A 17473-nucleotide genomic window follows, 5' to 3' on the forward strand; every position below is an offset into this window, starting at 1 on the left:
ATTTGCGATCGGTTTTGGCCGAGAAAATCGTGCTACTGGCTGAACGCTGTCCCTGGAATCCGGCGGTCCGAAACTGAGACGGCTAGTAGATATCCTCGAGATCGGCCTCCTCGTGGCTGTGTTCTTCGGCCGGGAACGCGCCGGACTCGACCGCCGAGACGTAGTCCTCGACGGCCGATTTCATCTCTTCGCGAACCGAACCGAACTGCTTCGCAAAGGAGGGCGACCACTCGCTCAGGCCGACCGCGTCGTCGACGACGAGCACCTGCCCGTCGCAGTCCGGGCCGGCGCCGATCCCGATCGTCGGGACGTCGATCGCCTCGGTCACGGCGGCCGCGAGGTTCGACGGGACGTGCTCTAAGACCAGCGAGAACGCGCCGGCGTCCTCGTGGGCCTCGGCGAGTTCGATGATTCGTTCGGCCGCTTCCTCGTTGGTTCCCTGGCGGGGGTAGCCGCCGTACTGGTTGACGTGCTGGGGCGTGAGCCCGAGGTGAGCCATCACGGGGATGCCGAGTTGGACCATCTTCTCGGTCAGGTCGACGGTATGCGGGCCGCTCTCGAGTTTGACGGCGTGGGCGCCCTCCTCCTTGAGCATCCGGCCGGCGTTTTCGATGCTGTCGCTCTCGTCGACGCCGACGGAGAGGAAGGGCATGTCGGCGACGACCAGCGCGTCTTCGGTCGCCCTCGAGACTGCGCCGACGTGGCGGGCCATGTCGTCGACGGTGACCGGCAGCGTCGTGTCGTACCCCAGCGACGCGTTGCCGACACTGTCGCCGACGAGGATGACGTCGACGTCCGCGTCATCGACGATTTCTGCCGTCGGCGCGTCGTAGGCCGTCAGCATCGTGATCGGTTCTTCGCCCGTCTTCGCCGTGAGATCCCGTACCGTGGGCATACGCTGCAGTTCGGGTCCGGCGAGTAAACAGCATCGTTCTGCGTCGCGAACGACTCGCGTCGCCCGAGGCTATCACGGGTCGACCGGGGCGACCGCAGGCGGTGCCTCGAGGCCCCGCCCCGGTTACGATCGTCATCCGGGATTTCTGCCCGCGAAATTCGGAGCCAGCTATTTTGCCCTCTTCGTTAGATGTGTACACAATGACATATGCTAAATCCGAGACCGCGCCCCCACCCGTCCGCCGGTCCCGCTGGTGGTACGTCGCCGCACTGGTGCCGCCGTTTCACGCCCTCGCAGGTGTCGTCTTCCTAACGATCGTCGCTGCCGCCCTCGAGATCGTCGGCGTTCCGTTCGTCCGCTCGGAATCTACGCTCGTGCTCGCGGCCGCGGGTATCACCGTTCCGACCACCGTGCTGACGTTCCTCCTGCCGATCGCGTTGTACCGAGACATCGGCGCCCTCGAAACGGCGGGTGTGCTCGAAGGCTGGGACCCCGACCGCCACCGGTACGCGATCGCCGCGGCCGGCGGCCTCTTTGTTCCGGGCGTCAGTGCCGCCGTCTCAGCGTACTACCTCTACCGCCGTCACGTCCATGTCGGGACGCCGTAGGTGACTCGCAATATGCTCGAGACGACCGACGACGACCGACCGCGGGGCGCGATCGTCATCGCGAAAAAGGAGTTCCGAGACGCCGTGCGATCTCGGGCGCTCCTCGCGCTGACGGCGCTGTTCGCTCTCTTCGCAGCGGGCGGCGTCGCGCTGTTGTCGCTGCTTCCGGCGCCCGCCGACGCGGATTTCGGCGGCGAGTTCGGCGTCGTCTTCGGGCTACTCTCCCCGGCGAGCCTGTTCGTGCCGATCATCGGCCTGCTGGTCGGCTACCGCGCTATCGCCGGCGAGCGCGAGGACGGGAGCATCTATCTGTTGCTCGGGCTCGGCCACGACCGTCGGAGCGTTTTCGTCGGCAAACTCTTCGGGCGGAACGCGGTCGTCGCTACCGCGATTCTCGCCGGGTCCGCGGTCGGCGGCGGCGTAGCGGCCGCGATCACCGACGGGATCACACCTGCGCCGTTCATCGCGTTCACCGCGACGACGATCCTGCTCGGTGTCGTTTTCGTCAACATTGCGATCGGACTGTCCGCGACGACCGCCTCGACGACGTACGCCGCGTGGGGCGGGTTCGGCGTCTTCGTTCTCTTTCAGTTTGTCTGGGGCGTCCTCGCGTTCGGATTGGTGTTCCTCGAGACCGGCTCCTTCCCGGAACCGCCGCTACCGGCGTGGTACCCGTACATCGCGCAGTTGAATCCGCAAAACGCGTACCGGACCCTCGCGACGGCGCCGTTCGAGGCGAACGAGTTGCTCGGAACGATCGCCGGTGCGCCGGGTACGACGTCGACGGTCGCCCTCGAGCCGTGGTTCGCGGGCGTCGTCCTGCTGTGGTGGGGAACGGTGCCGCTGCTGATCGGCTACTATCGATTTCGGCGCGCCGATCTCTGAAGGGACTGCCGGCCGCCGCTCCCGACCGAACGCGTAACCCGCGAGGCTTAAGAGGGCGCGGTATGGAGTGTCTGCCGTGCCGGAACCCGTCGAAACGACCAATCCAGAGGGCGTCGATTACGGGTGGGTGATGCAGGTCACGTTCGTCGCCACGATCCTCGTCGGCGCGCCGATCGTCGCCGTCCTCTCCCTACAGGCCGACCTACCGACCTGGAACGCCCGCGCCGAGTTCGCGATCCGCGTCGGGGCGCTCATCTGGACGGTCACTGCGCTCGCCGTGTTCGCGTACGCGAAGCGGTATCAGGAGTAAGCGTCGCAGTCGCTCGGAACGGAAGACCGCGGTTAGACGCCCGACGGCCCCGACCCGACGTACTCGAAGGCTGTGCCCGCGCGCTCGGCCGTCAGTTCGTCCCGCCGCGAGTCGCCGACGAACACCGCGTTTTCGGGCTCGACGCCCAGTTCCCGAACCGCCTCGAGCAGCGGCGCCGGATCCGGCTTCTGCGTCGCGACGGTGTCCCGACCGACGACGACGTCGACCGCGTCGGCCAGTCCGTGTTTCTCGAGCGCGATTCGACACGCCGCCTCGCAGTTGAGCGAGCAGACGCCGACCGGGACCGTTTGCTCGAGGAGTTCGTCGGCGTGGGCCAGCCGCGGGGCGGCACGAGCCCCGTCGCGCTCGCGGTCGGCGAGCGTCGACTCGACCTCCGCCCGCAGGCCGGCGTCGTCGGCCCCCTCGAGCATGTCCCACAGCTCCGTGCTCGGCGGTTCGACGCCGGCGGTGTCGTACACCTCGCGGACCGCACGCGCGGCGTCGGTCCAGTCGACCTCGAGGTCGACGAGCGTCCCGTCTAGATCGTAGACGACGGCCTCGTACTCGGTCTCAGTCACGATCGGTGATACGAGCGGCGGTCGAATAGTGACTTCGGTTCGGCTGGGAGTGACACCCGTCGGGAACGGAGCGCGGGTAGGCGGATGCGGATGCAGGTAGGTGCGAATTCAGGATGAGACCGGAAACGGAAAACGAGTCCGTCAGTTCCCCTCGAGTCCGATTCGAACCGTCGGTCGACCGTGCAGCGCGGGCGGCCGGCTCCCGCCTACGACGAGTGGTCGCCTATTCGGTCACCATCTCGCTCGCCGCCTCGTCCAGCTGCTCGCTCGCGAGCACGCGGTTGGCCCGGCGCAGCCGCTCGGAGAGCGCCTGGTGGGAGATGTCGAGTTCGTTCGCCAGTTCCTCGAGCGAGATCTCGCGGGGGACGTCGTAGTACCCCTGGCGGTAGGCCTCGGCGATGGCCTCCTTCTGGGGCTCGGTCAGCGCCGCGGTCGTCTCGAGGTCATCGTCGGCGCCGGCTTCGACCATCCGCTTGACGTCGACGCGGACGCCCTGGTCCTCGATATCCGAGACGGCGTCCGAGAGCCCCTCGCGGTGGGGGAAGAGCACGCGAAGCGTCCAGTGGTTGTCCGTGACCTGCGCACCCAGTACCGTGCCGTCGTGGGCGTAGATCGCGCGACAGATCGAGCTGACGTCCTCGCTGTACTCGAGCCGGTAGAACAACTCTCCGTCGTCGGTATCCTCGAGGAGCTGCTGGTGTTCGACGACGGTCGAGTCCGCACGCAGCGTCTCGTCGAGTTCGTCCGAGCCGACGTTGGAGAACCAGACCAGCGGCGTCGTTCGGCCCGGCCCCTCGGCGACGACGCTCTCGACGCGGACCTCCATCGACGGGAGCTGCTGGAACGTCTCCGCGAGGGCGAACTCGTCGGTCGAGACCGAGAGCTCGGCGATCGTCGTCATCGGCGACTCACCTCGCACAATGGGCTCGAGTCCGGTTGGTATCCGACGCTGCTATCGTGCTCGCTGTGGGACTCGAATCGGATCATAGTCATAGTATCGGTGGACGGATGCCTGGGGGTACTCGAGCCACGCGTCGTGGTGTCCCCGCAGGAATCGTGACGGGAAAACAAACGGCGCCGATACCGTTGATGAACAGGCCTTGGTTTTCCAGCGCTTTAAGAGAGCACGTCACGTTTCCCGACGGTCACGGCTCCGCACCCGTCGGAAACGGCCGTTTCAGACTATCGACTATCGCCGAGGCGAGCCAGCCGGTTCAGCGCGTAGACGGTCCGGAGCACGTCGACGCTCTTCCCGCGATCGAAGACGAGTTCGTCCGTCTCGAGGACGTGTTCTAACGTATCCCGCGAGGCGTGTTCCGGAGCGGCCGCGATGCCGGCGTCGTTTTCCTCGACCCACTCCATGACCCGCAGGTCGCTCTTGGAGTCGCCCATCACCAGCGCGAAGGGGTCGTCGATCCCGAGCACGTCGAACGCGCGCTCGACGCCGACGACCTTGTTCAACTCGAGACTGCCGATTTCTGCCGCGTCGGCCTCGTAGTAGGCGACGTCGATCCGCTCTAGGGTGTCCGCGAGCCGGGCCGGTACCTCGTCGGCCTCCCGGTCGGGATAGACGCCCTCGCTCTCGAGGACGGCTCTGATCTCGGGGTCCTGGTCGGCGTAGAACGCGCGGGTCCAGTCGACGACGGTCTCGTCGCTGATCTCGGTCTCGCCGTCGCCGTTGCCGTTCAACTCGAGCGCCGAGCCGACCGCGTCGGCGAGCAGATCGACGAGGTAGACCAGCGCCTCGTCGATGACCGCGCGGGCGTCCGCGGAGCCGGTCTCGTAGTTGGGCTTCATCGTGATGTTGAACTCGTTGCCCTGCAGGTGACAGCCCCGGCGGAGTTCCTCGGGCGCTTCGGGGAGCACCCGCGAGCGCACGTCGTCGAAGACCGCCCGGATCTCCTCGTCTAGGTCCTCGTAGAGCAACTGCTTGGTGTCGGCGCCGTGGCCCGGCGTGAACACGCCCGTCCCGGCCTCGTAGACGATCGAGAGGTTCCCCGAGTGGACGATTTCGCTGCCCAGCCCCTGGATCGCGAATCCCTTGACGTTCTCCAGGGTCTGGCCCGTACAGATGACGATCGGGACGCCCGCTTCGTGGAACTCCGTCAGCACGTGCAGCGTCTCGCGGGGAATCTCGTTGTCCGTCCCGCCGGCCGAGCGCAGCGTCTCGTCGACGTCTAACACGAGCACGTTCACCGCGCGGCCGTACTTGGCCTCGAGGTCCAAGGCGGTGAAGGCCTGATCGCGGTCCGCCCACGAGGCGACCTCAGCGAACGTCTCGCCGGCCGCGAAGTCCGCCCGGATCTCGTTTTTGCGGGCCTCGAGTTCCTCGGTCGCCTCCTGCCAGTGCTCGAGGGCGACCCTCGAGTCGACCGCCGGGAAGACGTCGACGAACTCCTGATACTCGCGCAAGGTCGCCGTATCGTACTCGTCGTAGAGTCGGTAGACGAGATCGTACCGTTCCATGCTAGCTACAGTCACCGGCAGGGAGATAATCGTTGCCTCTGAGGGCGGTCGACGGCGGGTCCCGTTGGGCGGCGCCGCGCCCGCACCGCCCCCGCGGCACCGCGACCGCACCGGCCGCCGCGCGCCACCGCTCGCTGCTCGAGCGACGACGATACGACTATAAAAACGGCGGCCGAATCGGCTGCATATGAAAAACGTTGACGACCTCATCGAGAGCGCGGCGGAGCTCGCCGACCGCGGTCTCTCGAAGGGCGAGATCGCCGACGAACTGAACGTCTCGCGCGAGACGGCCAGTTGGCTCGTCGAGCGCAGCGGGACGACGACCAAGCCGACCAGCCGAGAATCCGCCGAACCGGCGGCCGCGGGCGGCCCGCAGGACATCCACGTCGACTGGTCTGCAGTCGGCCGGGACAGCAAACGGATGGAACACATCTCCGCCGCGATGGCCGACCTGCTGGCCAAGCACGGCGAGGACGTCGACCTGACGATCGGCATCGAGAAGGCCGGCGGCCCCATCGCGACGCTGATCGCGCGCGAACTCGGGACCGACCTCGGCACCTACACCCCGGCGAAACACCAGTGGGAGGAAGGCGACATCGAGGATCTGGGCGGGACCTTCTCCCGAAACTTCGCCGGGATCCGCGACCGCGAGTGCTACATCGTCGACGACACCATCACCAGCGGCACGACGATGCGAGAGACGATCGAAGCGATCCGCGCCGAAGGCGGCGAGCCGCTGGCCTGCGTCGTCCTCGCGGACAAGCAGGGGATCGAAGAACTCGACGGCGTCCCGGTCTACTCGCTGTTGCAGGTCATCAGCGTCGGCCAGGACGAATAACGCCCAGTGCTGGCGGGGCCAGTCTGGAACCCGCTTAGCCGTTCGTCCCGTTTCGTCGCCGTCCGTTCTCGAGCGAGGCGATGGCAGGGACCGCCCTTTTCGCCCGTACCAGTTCACACGCCGAGACGATACCCCGCGGTCACGGCAGCGGACGCGACACCACCGCTCTCGCTCGGCGCCACCTTCGGTGTCGTAGGGCTGGCGGGCTGTACCGACGGCGGTCCGGAGGACGAATAGAGCGGGGAGGGCCCTACCGGCGACGCGGTCCCGAAGTTTCCGAAGTAGTAGGGCCCTCCGTCCTGTAACCGGTTGCGCGAGACCGGTTGCTCCCGGTCCGGGGACGCGATAAAAAGAATCGACGGTGAGTGCGTCGGTGAGCGGACGGCGTTAGCCGTGGATGCCCATCGCTTCGATCTGTTCCTGGTACCGGTTCCGGATCGTCACTTCGGTCACCTGCGCGACGTCGGCGACTTCACGCTGGGTCTTCTTCTCGTTACAGAGCAGCGACGCGGCGTAGATCGCGGCGGCGGCGTATCCGGTCGGCGACTTGCCCGAGAGCAGCCCTTCCTCGGCCGTCTTCTCGATGATCTCGTTGGCCTTGGTCTGGACTTCCTCGGACAGTTCGAGTTCGGAACAGAAGCGCGGGACGTATTTCTTCGGGTCGACGGGTCGCATCTCGAGGCCGAGTTCCTGCGAGATGTATCGATACGTGCGACCGATCTCTTTGCGTTCGACGCGTGAGACTTCCGAAATTTCCTCTAAGCTGCGCGGGATGCCTTCCTTCCGACAGGCGGCGTAGAGCGCGGAGGTCGCGACGCCCTCGATCGATCGACCCCGAATGAGGTCTTCCTTGAGCGCGCGACGATAGATGACCGACGCGACCTCGCGGACCGAACGCGGGACGCCGAGCGCCGAGGCCATCCGGTCGATCTCGCTTAACGCGAACTGCAGGTTGCGCTCGCCGGCGTCTTTCGTTCGGATGCGTTCCTGCCACTTGCGCAGCCGGTGCATCTGGCTGCGCTTCTTCGAGGAAATCGAGCGGCCGTAGGCGTCTTTGTCCTTCCAGTCGATCGTCGTCGTCAGCCCCTTGTCGTGCATCGTCTGTGTGGTCGGGGCACCGACGCGGGACTTCTCCTGTCGCTCCTGGTGGTTGAACGCCCGCCACTCAGGGCCCGGGTCGATCTTTTCTTCCTCCACGACGAGCCCACAGTCTTCACAGATGAGCTCACCCCGGTCGGAGTCCTTGACGAGATTATCCGATTCACACTCGGGACAGGCGCGTACCCCCTCCTGATCCTCGGTCTCGTCCGTCTCACGCGTTCGCTCCCGCTGGCGGGTGGACCGTGTCATCGCACTTTTATAGTAGTAGCACCATTGTATATAAACTCTTGGGAACCGTTTCAGCCGGTAAGGGGAAAATCGCCGAAATCGAACGGTAGGGGCTCTCGGGAGGGATATTTACCATCTGGAACCGGAAAGACTTTATCCGGAACCGGCGGATCACTGGGACGAATGCCGGTCATCGAATGCGACGTCGACGCCGCTCGAGACCGACTCGAGGCGGCCGGGGTGACGGTCGAACCGGGCAACACGGATCACGAGCGCTGGCGGGCGAGCCGCGGGTCGGCGACGGCGGTCGCCTACGACGACAAGGTCGTCGTCCAGGGTGGCAATCCACAGGAGATCGAGGCGATTCTTCGCGAGGCGGGCGGTCGCGCGCACGTCTACTTCGACGGCGGGAGCCGCGGCAACCCCGGCCCCGCGGCGATCGGCTGGGTGATCGTCACCGGCGACGGCATCGTCGCCGAGGCGGGCGAACGAATCGGCCGCGCCACGAACAATCAGGCCGAGTACGAGGCCCTGATCGCGGCCCTCGAGGCGGCCCGCGACTACGGGTTCGACGAGGTGCACATTCGGGGCGACTCCGAACTCATCGTCAAGCAGGTCCGGGGCGAGTACGACACCAACAACCCCGAACTCCGCGAGAAGCGGGTGACCGTCCACGAACTGCTCTCGGCGTTCGACGAGTGGACCTTAGAGCACGTCCCCCGCGAGGTCAACGACCGCGCGGACGGACTCGCGAACGAGGCGCTCGATCAGGGGTAAGGTCGTGTCTCGTGGCACGAACCTTCTAATGCGGGACTCGAGTATCGCTGGGATTCCCGCCGGCGCTCGCGGTCGACGCGCCGGCACTCGTCCGGATTTTTGTACCTCGCGTCCGAAATCGGCCATATGACTGCCGAGGATCGGTTCAAGCTGTTCGGCGTGTACCTCTCGCGGCCGGTCTACGAGGCCCTCGACGACTACGTCTACGAGGAAGCCGGCGTCGTCGATCTCAGTGACTACTTCGACGAGACTGCGTCATCGGTTCCGACGGGCGATCCGGGCGCCGAGGCGACCGACGAACTCGTCTCGGATCTGGTGGCGGAGTTTGCGACACTGTACGACGCGGCCGACTTCGAGGCTGCGACGGCCGTCGACCCGAACGGGTTCGTCCTCACGCATCTCGCCGCGAAACCGACCCGGGTCGCGGCCCTCCGCGAACGCTTCGAAGCGGCGACGACGATTCAGGAGACGGACCTCCGAACCGCCCACACCGCCATCCTGGCTGCGTTTCTGTCGGTCGACCCGCTCGAGTAGTGAGCCGGCGGCTCGTGATCCGACCGGACAGAGTGGTCGCCTCGAGGCCACGCTCGTCACTGTAATTCGACACGTTCCGCAGCTCGGCCCTGCTACTGTCGATCGGGTCATTCCATCCGTCCAAAAATAGCTTCGCGGCGGGGCTGCCAAACGTCGCGCCGCCTACGCCTTCTGTAGGTCCCGAATGGTCACCCAGTGGTCGCCGTATTCGGCTTCGTGCTCGCTCGCGTACCGGTTGGCTTCGGCCCAGTCCGAACACTCGCGGTCGAACTCGCAGCTGTCACAGCGGAGCTGGTACGCCATGCACTGTGAGACCACGCGAACGTGCTTAAGCGTTGAGTTGGCGGTTACAGCGGTGGCTGTGAATTCGTGCGAATCGCCTGCCAGACCGCTGTTGCGGGCCGATTCTGGCGGTCGATCGCAGTCGAATTCGGTCCGCCGATCGGTCTCGGACTCGAGGGGGTTCGAGAGAATTAACTCAGTTCCGTATTCTAGTACCTTTACATGGGTGGCCGTTACAGACACTGGTGATGCCCGAAGTCACGATCTCCGACAACCTGTACTCGAAACTCGAAGAGCAGTGCGACGATGCTATCGAAGACGCCGTGTGGGAGCTGCTGTACCAGTCGCGCCGCGAGTAATCGATCGCTTGTTCTGCCCGCTGATCTCGTCTTGCGTTCACTTTCGGTAGCGTCGTGTCAGTAGCCAATGGCGGGCCAGACCGTTTCGACCGACTACCTTACGGTGCGTCGTACTGCACGCTCTCGATCGAATCGTAGTGGTGCCGGGTCGAACGGCAGCCGAGTTCACGCTCGAGGGACGCATCCGGCTCCGTTCGGAGTTCGACGGTTCGACCGTCGACGGTGGTGATCTCGACGCGCTTCTCCCGCTCGGTAGCGAACTCGATGCCCTCGTACTCGGTCTCGAGCCGAACCCCGTACTCGGCGAGCGCGAGTCCGCCCACCGTGGCGAGTACTAGCAGCCCCGCAAGAGGTCCGGTGGCGGCGAGCAACCACAGGAACGACACCGCCGCGAGCAGGCCGCCGCCGAGTCCACCCAGCACCAGCCGGTCTCGGTCGGATCCCAGATCGAAATCGAAACCGCGATCGCGCTCGAGTCGGCCGAGCGCCTCGCGGACGCGCACGTAGCGCCGACGAGCGAGTTCAGCTGCGCTGCCCCCGGCGACGGTTGCGACCGCGAGCCCGACCGTGGCCATGCCCTCCGCCGCGGGCAGTCGAAGCACGGTCAGGACGAGTGCGATGACGGCGATGACCGCGAGGATGGCGCCGACCCCCGCGACGAGTCGGTCGTCGACGCCGCGAAAGGTGGGACTCGAGTGCAGGTGGCTCCGGATCGAGGTGATATACTCCTGTTTCACGTCGAGGAACTCGCCGTCCGCGGAACGGCCGAGCAGTCGCCGGTCCGTAACCCCGATCGTGACCTCCGCCCGCCCGGTTTCCTCGATCAGGGTCCCCTCGTAGACGGCGTTCAGCGATTCGGTACGGGTGAGATGGGCTCTGAGTGACCGTTCCGGCGGCGTCATCACCTCGAGAGACGTCCTCTTGGCCCAATGTAAAGAGCCGCATTACCGTCGGTTTCGCGGTGTCTCACTTCGGCTGTGCCTGTCGTTATCTCGACTGCCTGGCTTCGAGTTGACCGTAAGGGAGGCGTATTCGGCGGGCTCGAGTAGTGTTCTTTGTAACGAGTAAGGGTAGGGCGGATTTGAACCACGGTCGTTTCGCTCACGCCGTTCGCTTCACTCCCTGATTCAAATCCTCCCAACATCACGACGCTGCCGCTCGCGAATTTGCTCGCGGCAGAAGTAGTGGGTTGGGGCGGATTTGAACCGCCGGCTTCCTCCGTGTGAAGGAGGTATCATAACCGGACTAGATCACCAACCCGCAGGCTGACGTATCGGTGCGTGCGACTTAAGGCTTCCTTTCGTCGGTCGCCGACGCCTCACCGCGGTACGCCGTCACCCGCTCTCGAGCGCTCCCGATCGCCTCGCGAGCTTGGCCTTCGACTTTCCGCTCGAGGCCCGCGACTTCCTCGCGAACCGTCTCGAGGCGATCCGGCTCTGATTCGGGCTCGGACCCCGAACGGCCGAGGCGGTCACGAACTCGGTTGCTGACGGGAGCGAGAGTTTCGGCGATGCCGAGGCGGGCGTGTTCGGCGGCGCGAGTGAGGTAGTACCGGCTGTCGTGGAAGTGTTTGTTCATCGTCGTTCACCATAGAAAGGCGCAGCGGGGATATAGTCCTTTCGTAGGCAACAGAAAACGGCCGGCCGATTCGCGAGGAGTCGTTTCGTCATCTAAAACCGTGAGATGGCGACCGATCGAGCGCGATTGGAGGACCTAAGCGAACGTGTTAGGGCCGTTAGTAGCACTTGTGAACGAACATTCACTTATGAATAAGTACATTAACCGATTAGGGGTGTTGGTCGCCGAGTTCGTCGTCGAGGCGGCGGTCCTCCAGCAGACGTTAAGCGCGTTTCCCGATGTCAGTCTCACGCACGAGGCGCAGTATCTGACCGCTGACGGAACGGTACGGCTGTTCTTCCGGATGGCCGGTGTCGACCCCGCTGCGTTCGAATCGACGCTCGAGGCCGATCCGACGGTGACTAACGCTCGTCGCATCGACCGTACCGACTCCGCGACCCTCTACCGCGTCGATTTCACCGCCGAGGGGCGGGCCAAATCGACGTTTCCTCGCTGGGCGATCGACGACGTCGTCCTCCTCGAGGCGACCGGCACGACCGATGGCTGGCGAATCCGTATGCGCGTTCCCGATCGGGAAACCCTACTCGAGTACCGGGAGGCGTACGGCACGCGGGGCTGTTCGTTCGCGCTGCAGTCGCTCTCCCTCGATCAATCCGACGGCGACGGCCTCGAGTTGTACCTGTCGCCGTCGCAGCGCGACGCCCTCGTGTCGGCCTACGAACTGGGCTACTTCGAGATACCGCGCCGGATTTCACAGGAAGAGCTCGGCGCCGAACTCGGCATTAGCGCGCAGTCGGTCTCGGAGCGACTGCGGCGCGCCGTCTCGTCGCTGGTCGAGTCGCTGCTCGGCAGGTAGCACTTCAAAGCCTGAGTTACAAGGTCGATTACTCACGGTGGTAGCTGCTGGAAATTAAACCGGATGTCCCGATCAACGCACCACGATTTGCTGTTCGAAGCGCTCGCTGACGGCCACCGTCGACGACTGTGCGCGTATCTCGCCGACCGAGACGGGACGGTCGAACTTGCCGACGTCTGCGCGACGCTGTGCGAACGGTCGCAGTGCTCTCGTCGGACGCTCGAGATCGAACTCCACCACGTTCATCTGCCGTTGCTCGCTGACGCGGGTATCATCGACTACGCACGGGGGGCAGACCGCATCGAACCGGCTGGAAACCTTCCGGTTGCGAAGACGATTCTCGAGACGACCGCGGAAGCGACCTGCACGTAGGCGCCGCTCGCTACCGTCGCCAGTCAGTACTCGGGTGCCTCTTCCGGCTCCCCGTCGCGCTTGTTGACGACGCGAGCGAACGTGAATAGGCCGTCCGAGAGCCGGTTGAGGTACTGGACGGCTTGTTCGTTGATCTCCTCAGCCGTCGCGAGGTCGACGGCTCGACGTTCGGCCCGCCGACAGACCGTCCGGGCGTGGTGGAGCCGCGCGCCGGAGTCGCTACCGGTCGGGAGTACGAAGGATGTCAGCGGCTCGAGTTCCTCGTCGTACTCGTCGATCCAGTCCTCGATGGTCTCGACGTGATCGGCCCGGACGGCGGGGTCGTCCTCGTCCGGGTCGGGATTCGCGAAGTCGGCCTGGACGACGTGGAGGTGATTCTGGACGGTCTGGAGTCGCTCGTCGACGTCGTCGTGGCCGGTCGGCCGAATCGTCCCGATGAGCGCGTTGAGTTCGTCGACGGTGCCGTAGGCCTCGATGCGCGGGCTCGACTTCGACACGCGAGTCATGTTGCGCAGGTCCGTCTTCCCGTCGTCGCCGCGACCGGTGTAGATCGACATATCCGACTCGACGGCCGTCGATCACTTAATCCCTGTCGGGAACGGGGCCGAGAATCGCTCGTCGCTCCGAATGCTCTCGCACTCGAGGGCGCAATCAGTACGTTAAACACACTCGGAACACAACCCCCGCGTATGACGATGGAACTCGACCACGACTGTCCCAACTGCGGGGAGGAGAAGACGTTCTACCGCGCCGCGAGTACGACCCTGCACCTCGGGGAGAAGATCAAGTGGCACTGCCCGGACTGCGACTACGGGTTCGTCAAGATCGACGGCGCCGTCGACTCGAGCGCCGCCGAAGCGTAAGCTCGACGATCAGCCGAACCCTGTTTCGTCCCTTCTCTTTACCCGTCCCAGTTCCGTCTCCCGCTCGAGTCGAGCGTCCGGAGAATCGGGCTGAGAGTACCGAACGTCCGGAGAGCTAACCGCGACGCGACGAGCCGAAACCCGACGATAACGGCGCTACGACTCGTCCTCCTCGAGCGCCTGCCACGACAGCCGCGGGTTCCGGGCTGCGCTGGTCTGGTCGATCCGGCGTGCCGTCGTCCGTTCGGGTGCGTTCGCGAGCGTCTCCGAATCCTCGGCCGCGACCGCGTTGAACGCCGCCGCCAACCGGTCCAACGTATCCTTACTCTCGACTTCGGTCGGTTCGGTCATCAGCGCCTCGGGGACGATCTCGGGCCACTTGGTCGTCGGCGGGTGGACGCCGTAGTCGAGCATCCGTTTGGCCACGTCGGCCGCGTCCTGGTCGCCCGCACTGGCGACGAACTCGTGGTGGAACGGTTCGTAGGGGACGTCGTACTCGAGTCGACTCGCGAGGTAGTTCGCGTTGAGTACGGCTTTGGCGCTGGCGTCCGCCAGCCCCTCATCGCCCAGCCGCGCGATGTAGGCGAAGGCCTTGACGAGCACGAGCCAGTTGCCGTGGAAGCCGTGGACCTTGCCGATCGTGTGCTCGGGCTCGAACAGTTCGTACGTGGGTTCCCCGGATTTCGTCCGCTGGTCGCCTTCGCGAACTCGCGGAGCGGGCAGGAACGGCGCCAACTCGTCGACGACGCCGACCGGGCCCGCACCGGGCCCGCCGCCGCCGTGGGGCGTCGCGAACGTCTTGTGGACGTTGTAGTGCATCACGTCGAAGCCCATGTCGCCCGGTCGCGCCCGCCCCAGGAGGGCGTTCAGGTTCGCCCCGTCGTAGTAGAGTAAGCCGCCGACGTCGTGGACCATCTCGGCGATTTCGTCTATATCGCGCTCGAACAGCCCTAGCGTGTTCGGATTCGTCAGCATTAGCGCCGCCGTGTTCTCCGAGAGGGCCGACTCGAGGGCCTCGAGGTCGACCCGGCCGTCCTCGTCGCTGGGCAGGGAAACGACGTCGTAGCCGCCCAGCGCGGCGCTGGCGAAGTTGGTCCCGTGGGCGCTCTCGGGGATGATGACCTCGTCGCGGTGGCCCTCGCCGTTGTGCTCGTGGTAGGCCGCGGCGACGCGGATGCCGACGAACTCGCCGGCCGCGCCGGCGGGCGGCTGGAGCGTGACGGCGTCCATGCCGCCGATCCGGCCGAGGTAGTCCTGCAGCCGGTACATGACCTCGAGGGTGCCCTGGACGGATCGTTCGGAGCGGTCGGGGTGGACCGACGCCGGCGGCAGGGCGGCCACGTCCTCGGTGAACTTGGGGTTGTACTTCATCGTACACGAGCCGAGCGGATAGGGGCCGCTGTCGATCCCGTAGATCATCTGGGAGAGCCGCGTGTAGTGGCGAGCCAGTTCGGGTTCCGAGAGTTCGGGTAACTCGAGCGAGTCGCGGGTGAGGTCGTCGGGGAGCGGCGAGTCGACGGATTCGGCGTCGTCAGGGGCGATTCCGTCGCCACCGTCGCCGATGTCGACTCGAGTCAGGTCTTTCTCCGACAGCAACGGCTCGTACTGGCCGTCCTCGACGTAGCGGGCTTGATCGTATCGAACTTGCGCGTCGTCGTCTTCCATCGAGTCGCGTCCGCTATCGTCCGTCATCGAACCACCCCCTCGAGCGCCTCGGCGAACGCATCCAACCGCTCGTCGGGCACGCCCGCGACGCAGAGCTGAATCTCGTGCTCGCCGACGACGTGCACCGCGAATCCGCGGCGCTCGAGGTCGTCGGCGATCGCTCGCGCGGGCTGGTCGACCCGGGCGACGAACTCCCGGAGGTGGTGGCGGTCGTGAACCGGCGCCTTGACGCCGACGATGTCGTCGACGCGCTCGGCGAGGGTCTCGGCGCGGCGTACGCCTCGGTTCGCGAGTTCGACCATGCCGGTCGGCCCGAGCGCGGCGGCGTGGATCGCCGTCCGCAGGGCGACCCAGGCCTGATTCGTACAGATGTTGCTCGTGGCTCGCTCCCGGCGGATGTGCTGCTCGCGGGTCTGCAGCGTGAGCGTGAACGCCCGGCGGTCGGTCGCGTCCTCGCTCGCGCCGACGAGGCGGCCGGGGACCTGCCGGAGGTAGTCCTCGCGGGTCGCGAACAGGCCCAGCCCCATCCCGTAGCTGGTCGGCAGGCCGAGCACGCTCGCGTCGCCGACGACGACGTCGGCGCCGACGTCCGCGGGGCGCTCGAGCAGCGACAGCGCGACCGGGTCGGAGCCGAGCGTGAACAGCGCGTCGTTGGCGTCCGCGAGGTCGCCGATCGCCGCGAGGTGCTCCTCGATCGTCCCTCGTACCGTCGGGTTCTCCGCGTAGATCATGACGACTTCCTCGTCGACGGCGTCCTCGAGCGCCGCGAGGTCGACGTTGCCGTCCGCGGTCGGATAGGATTCGACCTCGAGATCGGTGCCCGCGACGTAGTTCTCGAGGGTGCTCCGCCGTTCCTCGCGCAGGAGGTCTGCTTCAGGGACGAGCACCCGGTAGCCCGTCGCGTCGCGGACGCGGTCGGCCAGCGTCGCCGCCTCGCCGAGCGCGGTCGCCGCGTCGTACATCGAGCAGTTGGCGATCTCGAGGCCGGTCAACTCGACCAGAAGCGACTGGTACTCGAACAGGGCCTGCAAGAACCCCTGGGACACCTCGGGTTGGTACTGCGTGTAGGACGTGAGAAACTCCGAGCGATCCGCGAGGTGGTCGACCAGCGACGGCACGTAGTAGCCGTAGTGGCCCCGGCCGAGCAGCTCCGTCAGGTCGTCGTTGCGACCCAGGATGGAGCGTACGAGCCGCCTGGTTTCTCGCTCCGTTCGCGCGTCGATACCGAACTCGTCGTCGAACCGGACGGCTCCCGGAATGTCGAACAGTTCCTCGACGGTCTCGGCGTCGACCGCCTCGAGCATCGCCGCCCGGTCCTCGTCCGTGTGGGGAGCGTAGGGGCTCCCTGCGTGTGTTTCGTTTCCGTGCATGCGTATCACCGATCCGCTCGTTGTGCGCCTGTCGCGTGACAGCCGGTCCCGAACACGATATCCAGTGATAACGCCTTGGGGATAATGAACGCACGCTTTTTCGCGGGGGTGTCCCCCTGTCACAGGAAGGCAGTTGCCTGCAGTCGCCGCGCGAATCATTAGGCCGACCGGCCGTGTCCGGAGCCCGAATGCCACCCGATCGCGACGATCCCGAGACGCCGCTCGACCGCGACGACCAGGAGGTCGGTGCGGACGCCGCGGCCGATTCCGACTCCCTGCTGAACATCCTCCCGCACTTCTACCGCGGCGAGGTCAGTCAGGCCAACAGCGCGCAGGATCGCATCGACCGGACGACCGACTGGGCGATCGCCCTGCTGGCCGCCCTCCTCTCGCTCGTCTTCTCGAGTCCGGACATGCCGGCCTTTCTCCTGCTGATCGGCCTGTTCGTCCTCTGTATCTTCCTGTTCTACGAGGTCCGGCGCTACCGCTTCTACGACCACTGGCGGGCGCGAGTGCGGTTCGTTCAGGAAAACGTGTTCGCGAACGCCTTAGAGCCGGTCGGCGTCGAACACCCCTACTGGCGCGAGGAGTTGAGCGACGACCTCCGGAATCCGACGTTCAAGGTCTCGACTCGAGAGGCGCTCACGCGTCGCATCAAGCGCGTCTACGGGCTGCTCTTCTCCGTCGTCGGCGTCGCCTGGATCTTCAAGATCTCCCTGTTCACGCCGGAACAGCAGTGGACGGAGGCGGCCGAACTGCCGGGCGTCCACGGCTACTACGTGGCCGCGGCCCTCGGCGCGTTCTACGTGGCCGTCGTCGTCCTCGCGCTCTGGCCGACGCCGCGGCGAGCGAAAGGAGAGATCTACGGCGAGGAGCCGGGGGATTGGAAGAACGATTCGGACGAGTAG

General features: G+C 65.9%; 22 protein-coding genes and 1 tRNA gene. 11 read left to right on the forward strand and 12 right to left on the reverse strand.

All coding sequences use genetic code 11. From position 1 onward, the window contains the following. Positions 1-82 precede the first annotated feature (82 nt). Positions 83-895: a 3-methyl-2-oxobutanoate hydroxymethyltransferase gene (gene panB, locus ATJ93_RS08420; protein WP_120244228.1), complete on the reverse strand. Its 813-nt coding sequence runs from the start codon at positions 893-895 to the stop codon at positions 83-85. Between the two features lie 200 nt (positions 896-1095). On the opposite strand from panB, the gene ATJ93_RS08425 reads away from it, so the two are divergent. The 3 genes from ATJ93_RS08425 (at position 1096) to ATJ93_RS08435 (ending at position 2698) form a co-directional block, all read left to right on the forward strand. Further along, positions 1096-1503, forward strand: coding sequence for a hypothetical protein (locus tag ATJ93_RS08425; RefSeq protein ID WP_147376638.1), 408 nt, complete (start codon positions 1096-1098; stop codon positions 1501-1503). A gap of 12 nt (positions 1504-1515) precedes the next feature. Next, positions 1516-2388 carry an ABC transporter permease subunit gene (locus ATJ93_RS08430; RefSeq protein WP_120244230.1) on the forward strand — a complete coding sequence of 291 codons (873 nt, stop codon included), beginning with the start codon at positions 1516-1518 and terminating at the stop codon, positions 2386-2388. A gap of 76 nt (positions 2389-2464) precedes the next feature. Then, the gene (locus ATJ93_RS08435) at positions 2465-2698 is read left to right on the forward strand and encodes a DUF5822 domain-containing protein (RefSeq protein WP_120245221.1); all 234 of its coding nucleotides are present in this window, start codon (positions 2465-2467) and stop codon (positions 2696-2698) included. A gap of 32 nt (positions 2699-2730) precedes the next feature. Here ATJ93_RS08435 and ATJ93_RS08440 read toward each other — a convergent pair whose 3' ends face one another. From ATJ93_RS08440 to ATJ93_RS08450, 3 genes are all read right to left on the reverse strand, one after another. Beyond that, positions 2731-3279, reverse strand: a complete 549-nt coding sequence (locus tag ATJ93_RS08440; protein WP_245977565.1) for an HAD family hydrolase — start codon at positions 3277-3279, stop codon at positions 2731-2733. A 220-nt stretch (positions 3280-3499) separates the two neighbouring features. Beyond that, positions 3500-4177 (reverse strand): helix-turn-helix domain-containing protein, encoded by a 678-nt coding sequence (locus tag ATJ93_RS08445; protein WP_120244232.1) that lies wholly within the window; start codon positions 4175-4177, stop codon positions 3500-3502. Positions 4178-4458: 281 nt separating this feature from the next. Further along, complete coding sequence (locus ATJ93_RS08450) at positions 4459-5742, reverse strand: HAD family hydrolase (RefSeq protein WP_120244233.1); 1284 nt, start codon at positions 5740-5742, stop codon at positions 4459-4461. A 187-nt stretch (positions 5743-5929) separates the two neighbouring features. On the opposite strand from ATJ93_RS08450, the gene gfcR reads away from it, so the two are divergent. Further along, positions 5930-6580: a transcriptional regulator GfcR gene (gfcR, locus tag ATJ93_RS08455; RefSeq protein ID WP_120244234.1), complete on the forward strand. Its 651-nt coding sequence runs from the start codon at positions 5930-5932 to the stop codon at positions 6578-6580. Positions 6581-6967: 387 nt separating this feature from the next. Here the strand turns inward: gfcR and ATJ93_RS08460 are convergent, their stop codons facing one another. Continuing rightward, entirely contained in the window at positions 6968-7930 is a 963-nt protein-coding gene (locus ATJ93_RS08460) for a transcription initiation factor IIB (protein WP_006108914.1), read from the reverse strand. A gap of 162 nt (positions 7931-8092) precedes the next feature. Between ATJ93_RS08460 and rnhA the strand changes: the two genes are divergently transcribed. Together rnhA and ATJ93_RS08470 are read left to right on the forward strand one after the other, a co-directional pair. Further along, positions 8093-8686, forward strand: a complete 594-nt coding sequence (gene rnhA / locus ATJ93_RS08465) for a ribonuclease HI (protein ID WP_120244235.1) — start codon at positions 8093-8095, stop codon at positions 8684-8686. 126 nt (positions 8687-8812) lie between these two features. Further along, the gene (locus ATJ93_RS08470; RefSeq protein WP_120244236.1) at positions 8813-9220 is read left to right on the forward strand and encodes a hypothetical protein; all 408 of its coding nucleotides are present in this window, start codon (positions 8813-8815) and stop codon (positions 9218-9220) included. A gap of 162 nt (positions 9221-9382) precedes the next feature. Here the strand turns inward: ATJ93_RS08470 and ATJ93_RS23605 are convergent, their stop codons facing one another. Beyond that, positions 9383-9523 (reverse strand): hypothetical protein, encoded by a 141-nt coding sequence (locus ATJ93_RS23605; protein ID WP_170155545.1) that lies wholly within the window; start codon positions 9521-9523, stop codon positions 9383-9385. Positions 9524-9750: 227 nt separating this feature from the next. Between ATJ93_RS23605 and ATJ93_RS24535 the strand changes: the two genes are divergently transcribed. Beyond that, positions 9751-9861 carry a phosphohydrolase gene (locus tag ATJ93_RS24535; RefSeq protein WP_394338796.1) on the forward strand — a complete coding sequence of 37 codons (111 nt, stop codon included), beginning with the start codon at positions 9751-9753 and terminating at the stop codon, positions 9859-9861. 98 nt (positions 9862-9959) lie between these two features. On the opposite strand, the gene ATJ93_RS08475 is transcribed toward ATJ93_RS24535, so the two are convergent. From ATJ93_RS08475 to ATJ93_RS08485, 3 genes are all read right to left on the reverse strand, one after another. Further along, the gene (locus ATJ93_RS08475; RefSeq protein ID WP_120244237.1) at positions 9960-10763 is read right to left on the reverse strand and encodes a hypothetical protein; all 804 of its coding nucleotides are present in this window, start codon (positions 10761-10763) and stop codon (positions 9960-9962) included. 283 nt (positions 10764-11046) lie between these two features. Beyond that, positions 11047-11121, reverse strand: a tRNA-Val gene (locus ATJ93_RS08480). 27 nt (positions 11122-11148) lie between these two features. Continuing rightward, positions 11149-11439, reverse strand: a complete 291-nt coding sequence (locus ATJ93_RS08485) for a DUF7553 family protein (protein ID WP_120244238.1) — start codon at positions 11437-11439, stop codon at positions 11149-11151. Between the two features lie 187 nt (positions 11440-11626). On the opposite strand from ATJ93_RS08485, the gene ATJ93_RS08490 reads away from it, so the two are divergent. After that, the gene (locus ATJ93_RS08490; protein WP_245977535.1) at positions 11627-12295 is read left to right on the forward strand and encodes a helix-turn-helix domain-containing protein; all 669 of its coding nucleotides are present in this window, start codon (positions 11627-11629) and stop codon (positions 12293-12295) included. Between the two features lie 63 nt (positions 12296-12358). Beyond that, positions 12359-12667, forward strand: a complete 309-nt coding sequence (locus ATJ93_RS08495; RefSeq protein ID WP_120244240.1) for a DUF7344 domain-containing protein — start codon at positions 12359-12361, stop codon at positions 12665-12667. A 23-nt stretch (positions 12668-12690) separates the two neighbouring features. On the opposite strand, the gene ATJ93_RS08500 is transcribed toward ATJ93_RS08495, so the two are convergent. Beyond that, positions 12691-13224 (reverse strand): cob(I)yrinic acid a,c-diamide adenosyltransferase, encoded by a 534-nt coding sequence (locus ATJ93_RS08500; RefSeq protein WP_120244241.1) that lies wholly within the window; start codon positions 13222-13224, stop codon positions 12691-12693. A 132-nt stretch (positions 13225-13356) separates the two neighbouring features. Here ATJ93_RS08500 and ATJ93_RS23610 point away from each other — a divergent pair, with 132 nt between their 5' ends. Continuing rightward, complete coding sequence (locus ATJ93_RS23610) at positions 13357-13530, forward strand: DUF7838 family putative zinc beta-ribbon protein (RefSeq protein WP_170155546.1); 174 nt, start codon at positions 13357-13359, stop codon at positions 13528-13530. A gap of 156 nt (positions 13531-13686) precedes the next feature. Here the strand turns inward: ATJ93_RS23610 and gcvPB are convergent, their stop codons facing one another. Further along, positions 13687-15222 (reverse strand): aminomethyl-transferring glycine dehydrogenase subunit GcvPB, encoded by a 1536-nt coding sequence (gene gcvPB / locus ATJ93_RS08505; protein ID WP_170155547.1) that lies wholly within the window; start codon positions 15220-15222, stop codon positions 13687-13689. Further along, entirely contained in the window at positions 15219-16565 is a 1347-nt protein-coding gene (gene gcvPA, locus ATJ93_RS08510) for an aminomethyl-transferring glycine dehydrogenase subunit GcvPA (RefSeq protein ID WP_120244242.1), read from the reverse strand. Before gcvPA ends, gcvPB begins: the two co-directional genes overlap by 4 nt. Positions 16566-16753: 188 nt before the next feature. Between gcvPA and ATJ93_RS08515 the strand changes: the two genes are divergently transcribed. Next, a complete protein-coding gene (locus ATJ93_RS08515; protein WP_120244243.1) occupies positions 16754-17473 on the forward strand; it encodes a DUF2270 domain-containing protein in 720 nt (239 codons plus the stop codon).

Origin of the sequence: Halopiger aswanensis, from assembly GCF_003610195.1 — an archaeon.
GTDB classification, from domain to species: Archaea; Halobacteriota; Halobacteria; order Halobacteriales; family Natrialbaceae; genus Halopiger; species Halopiger aswanensis.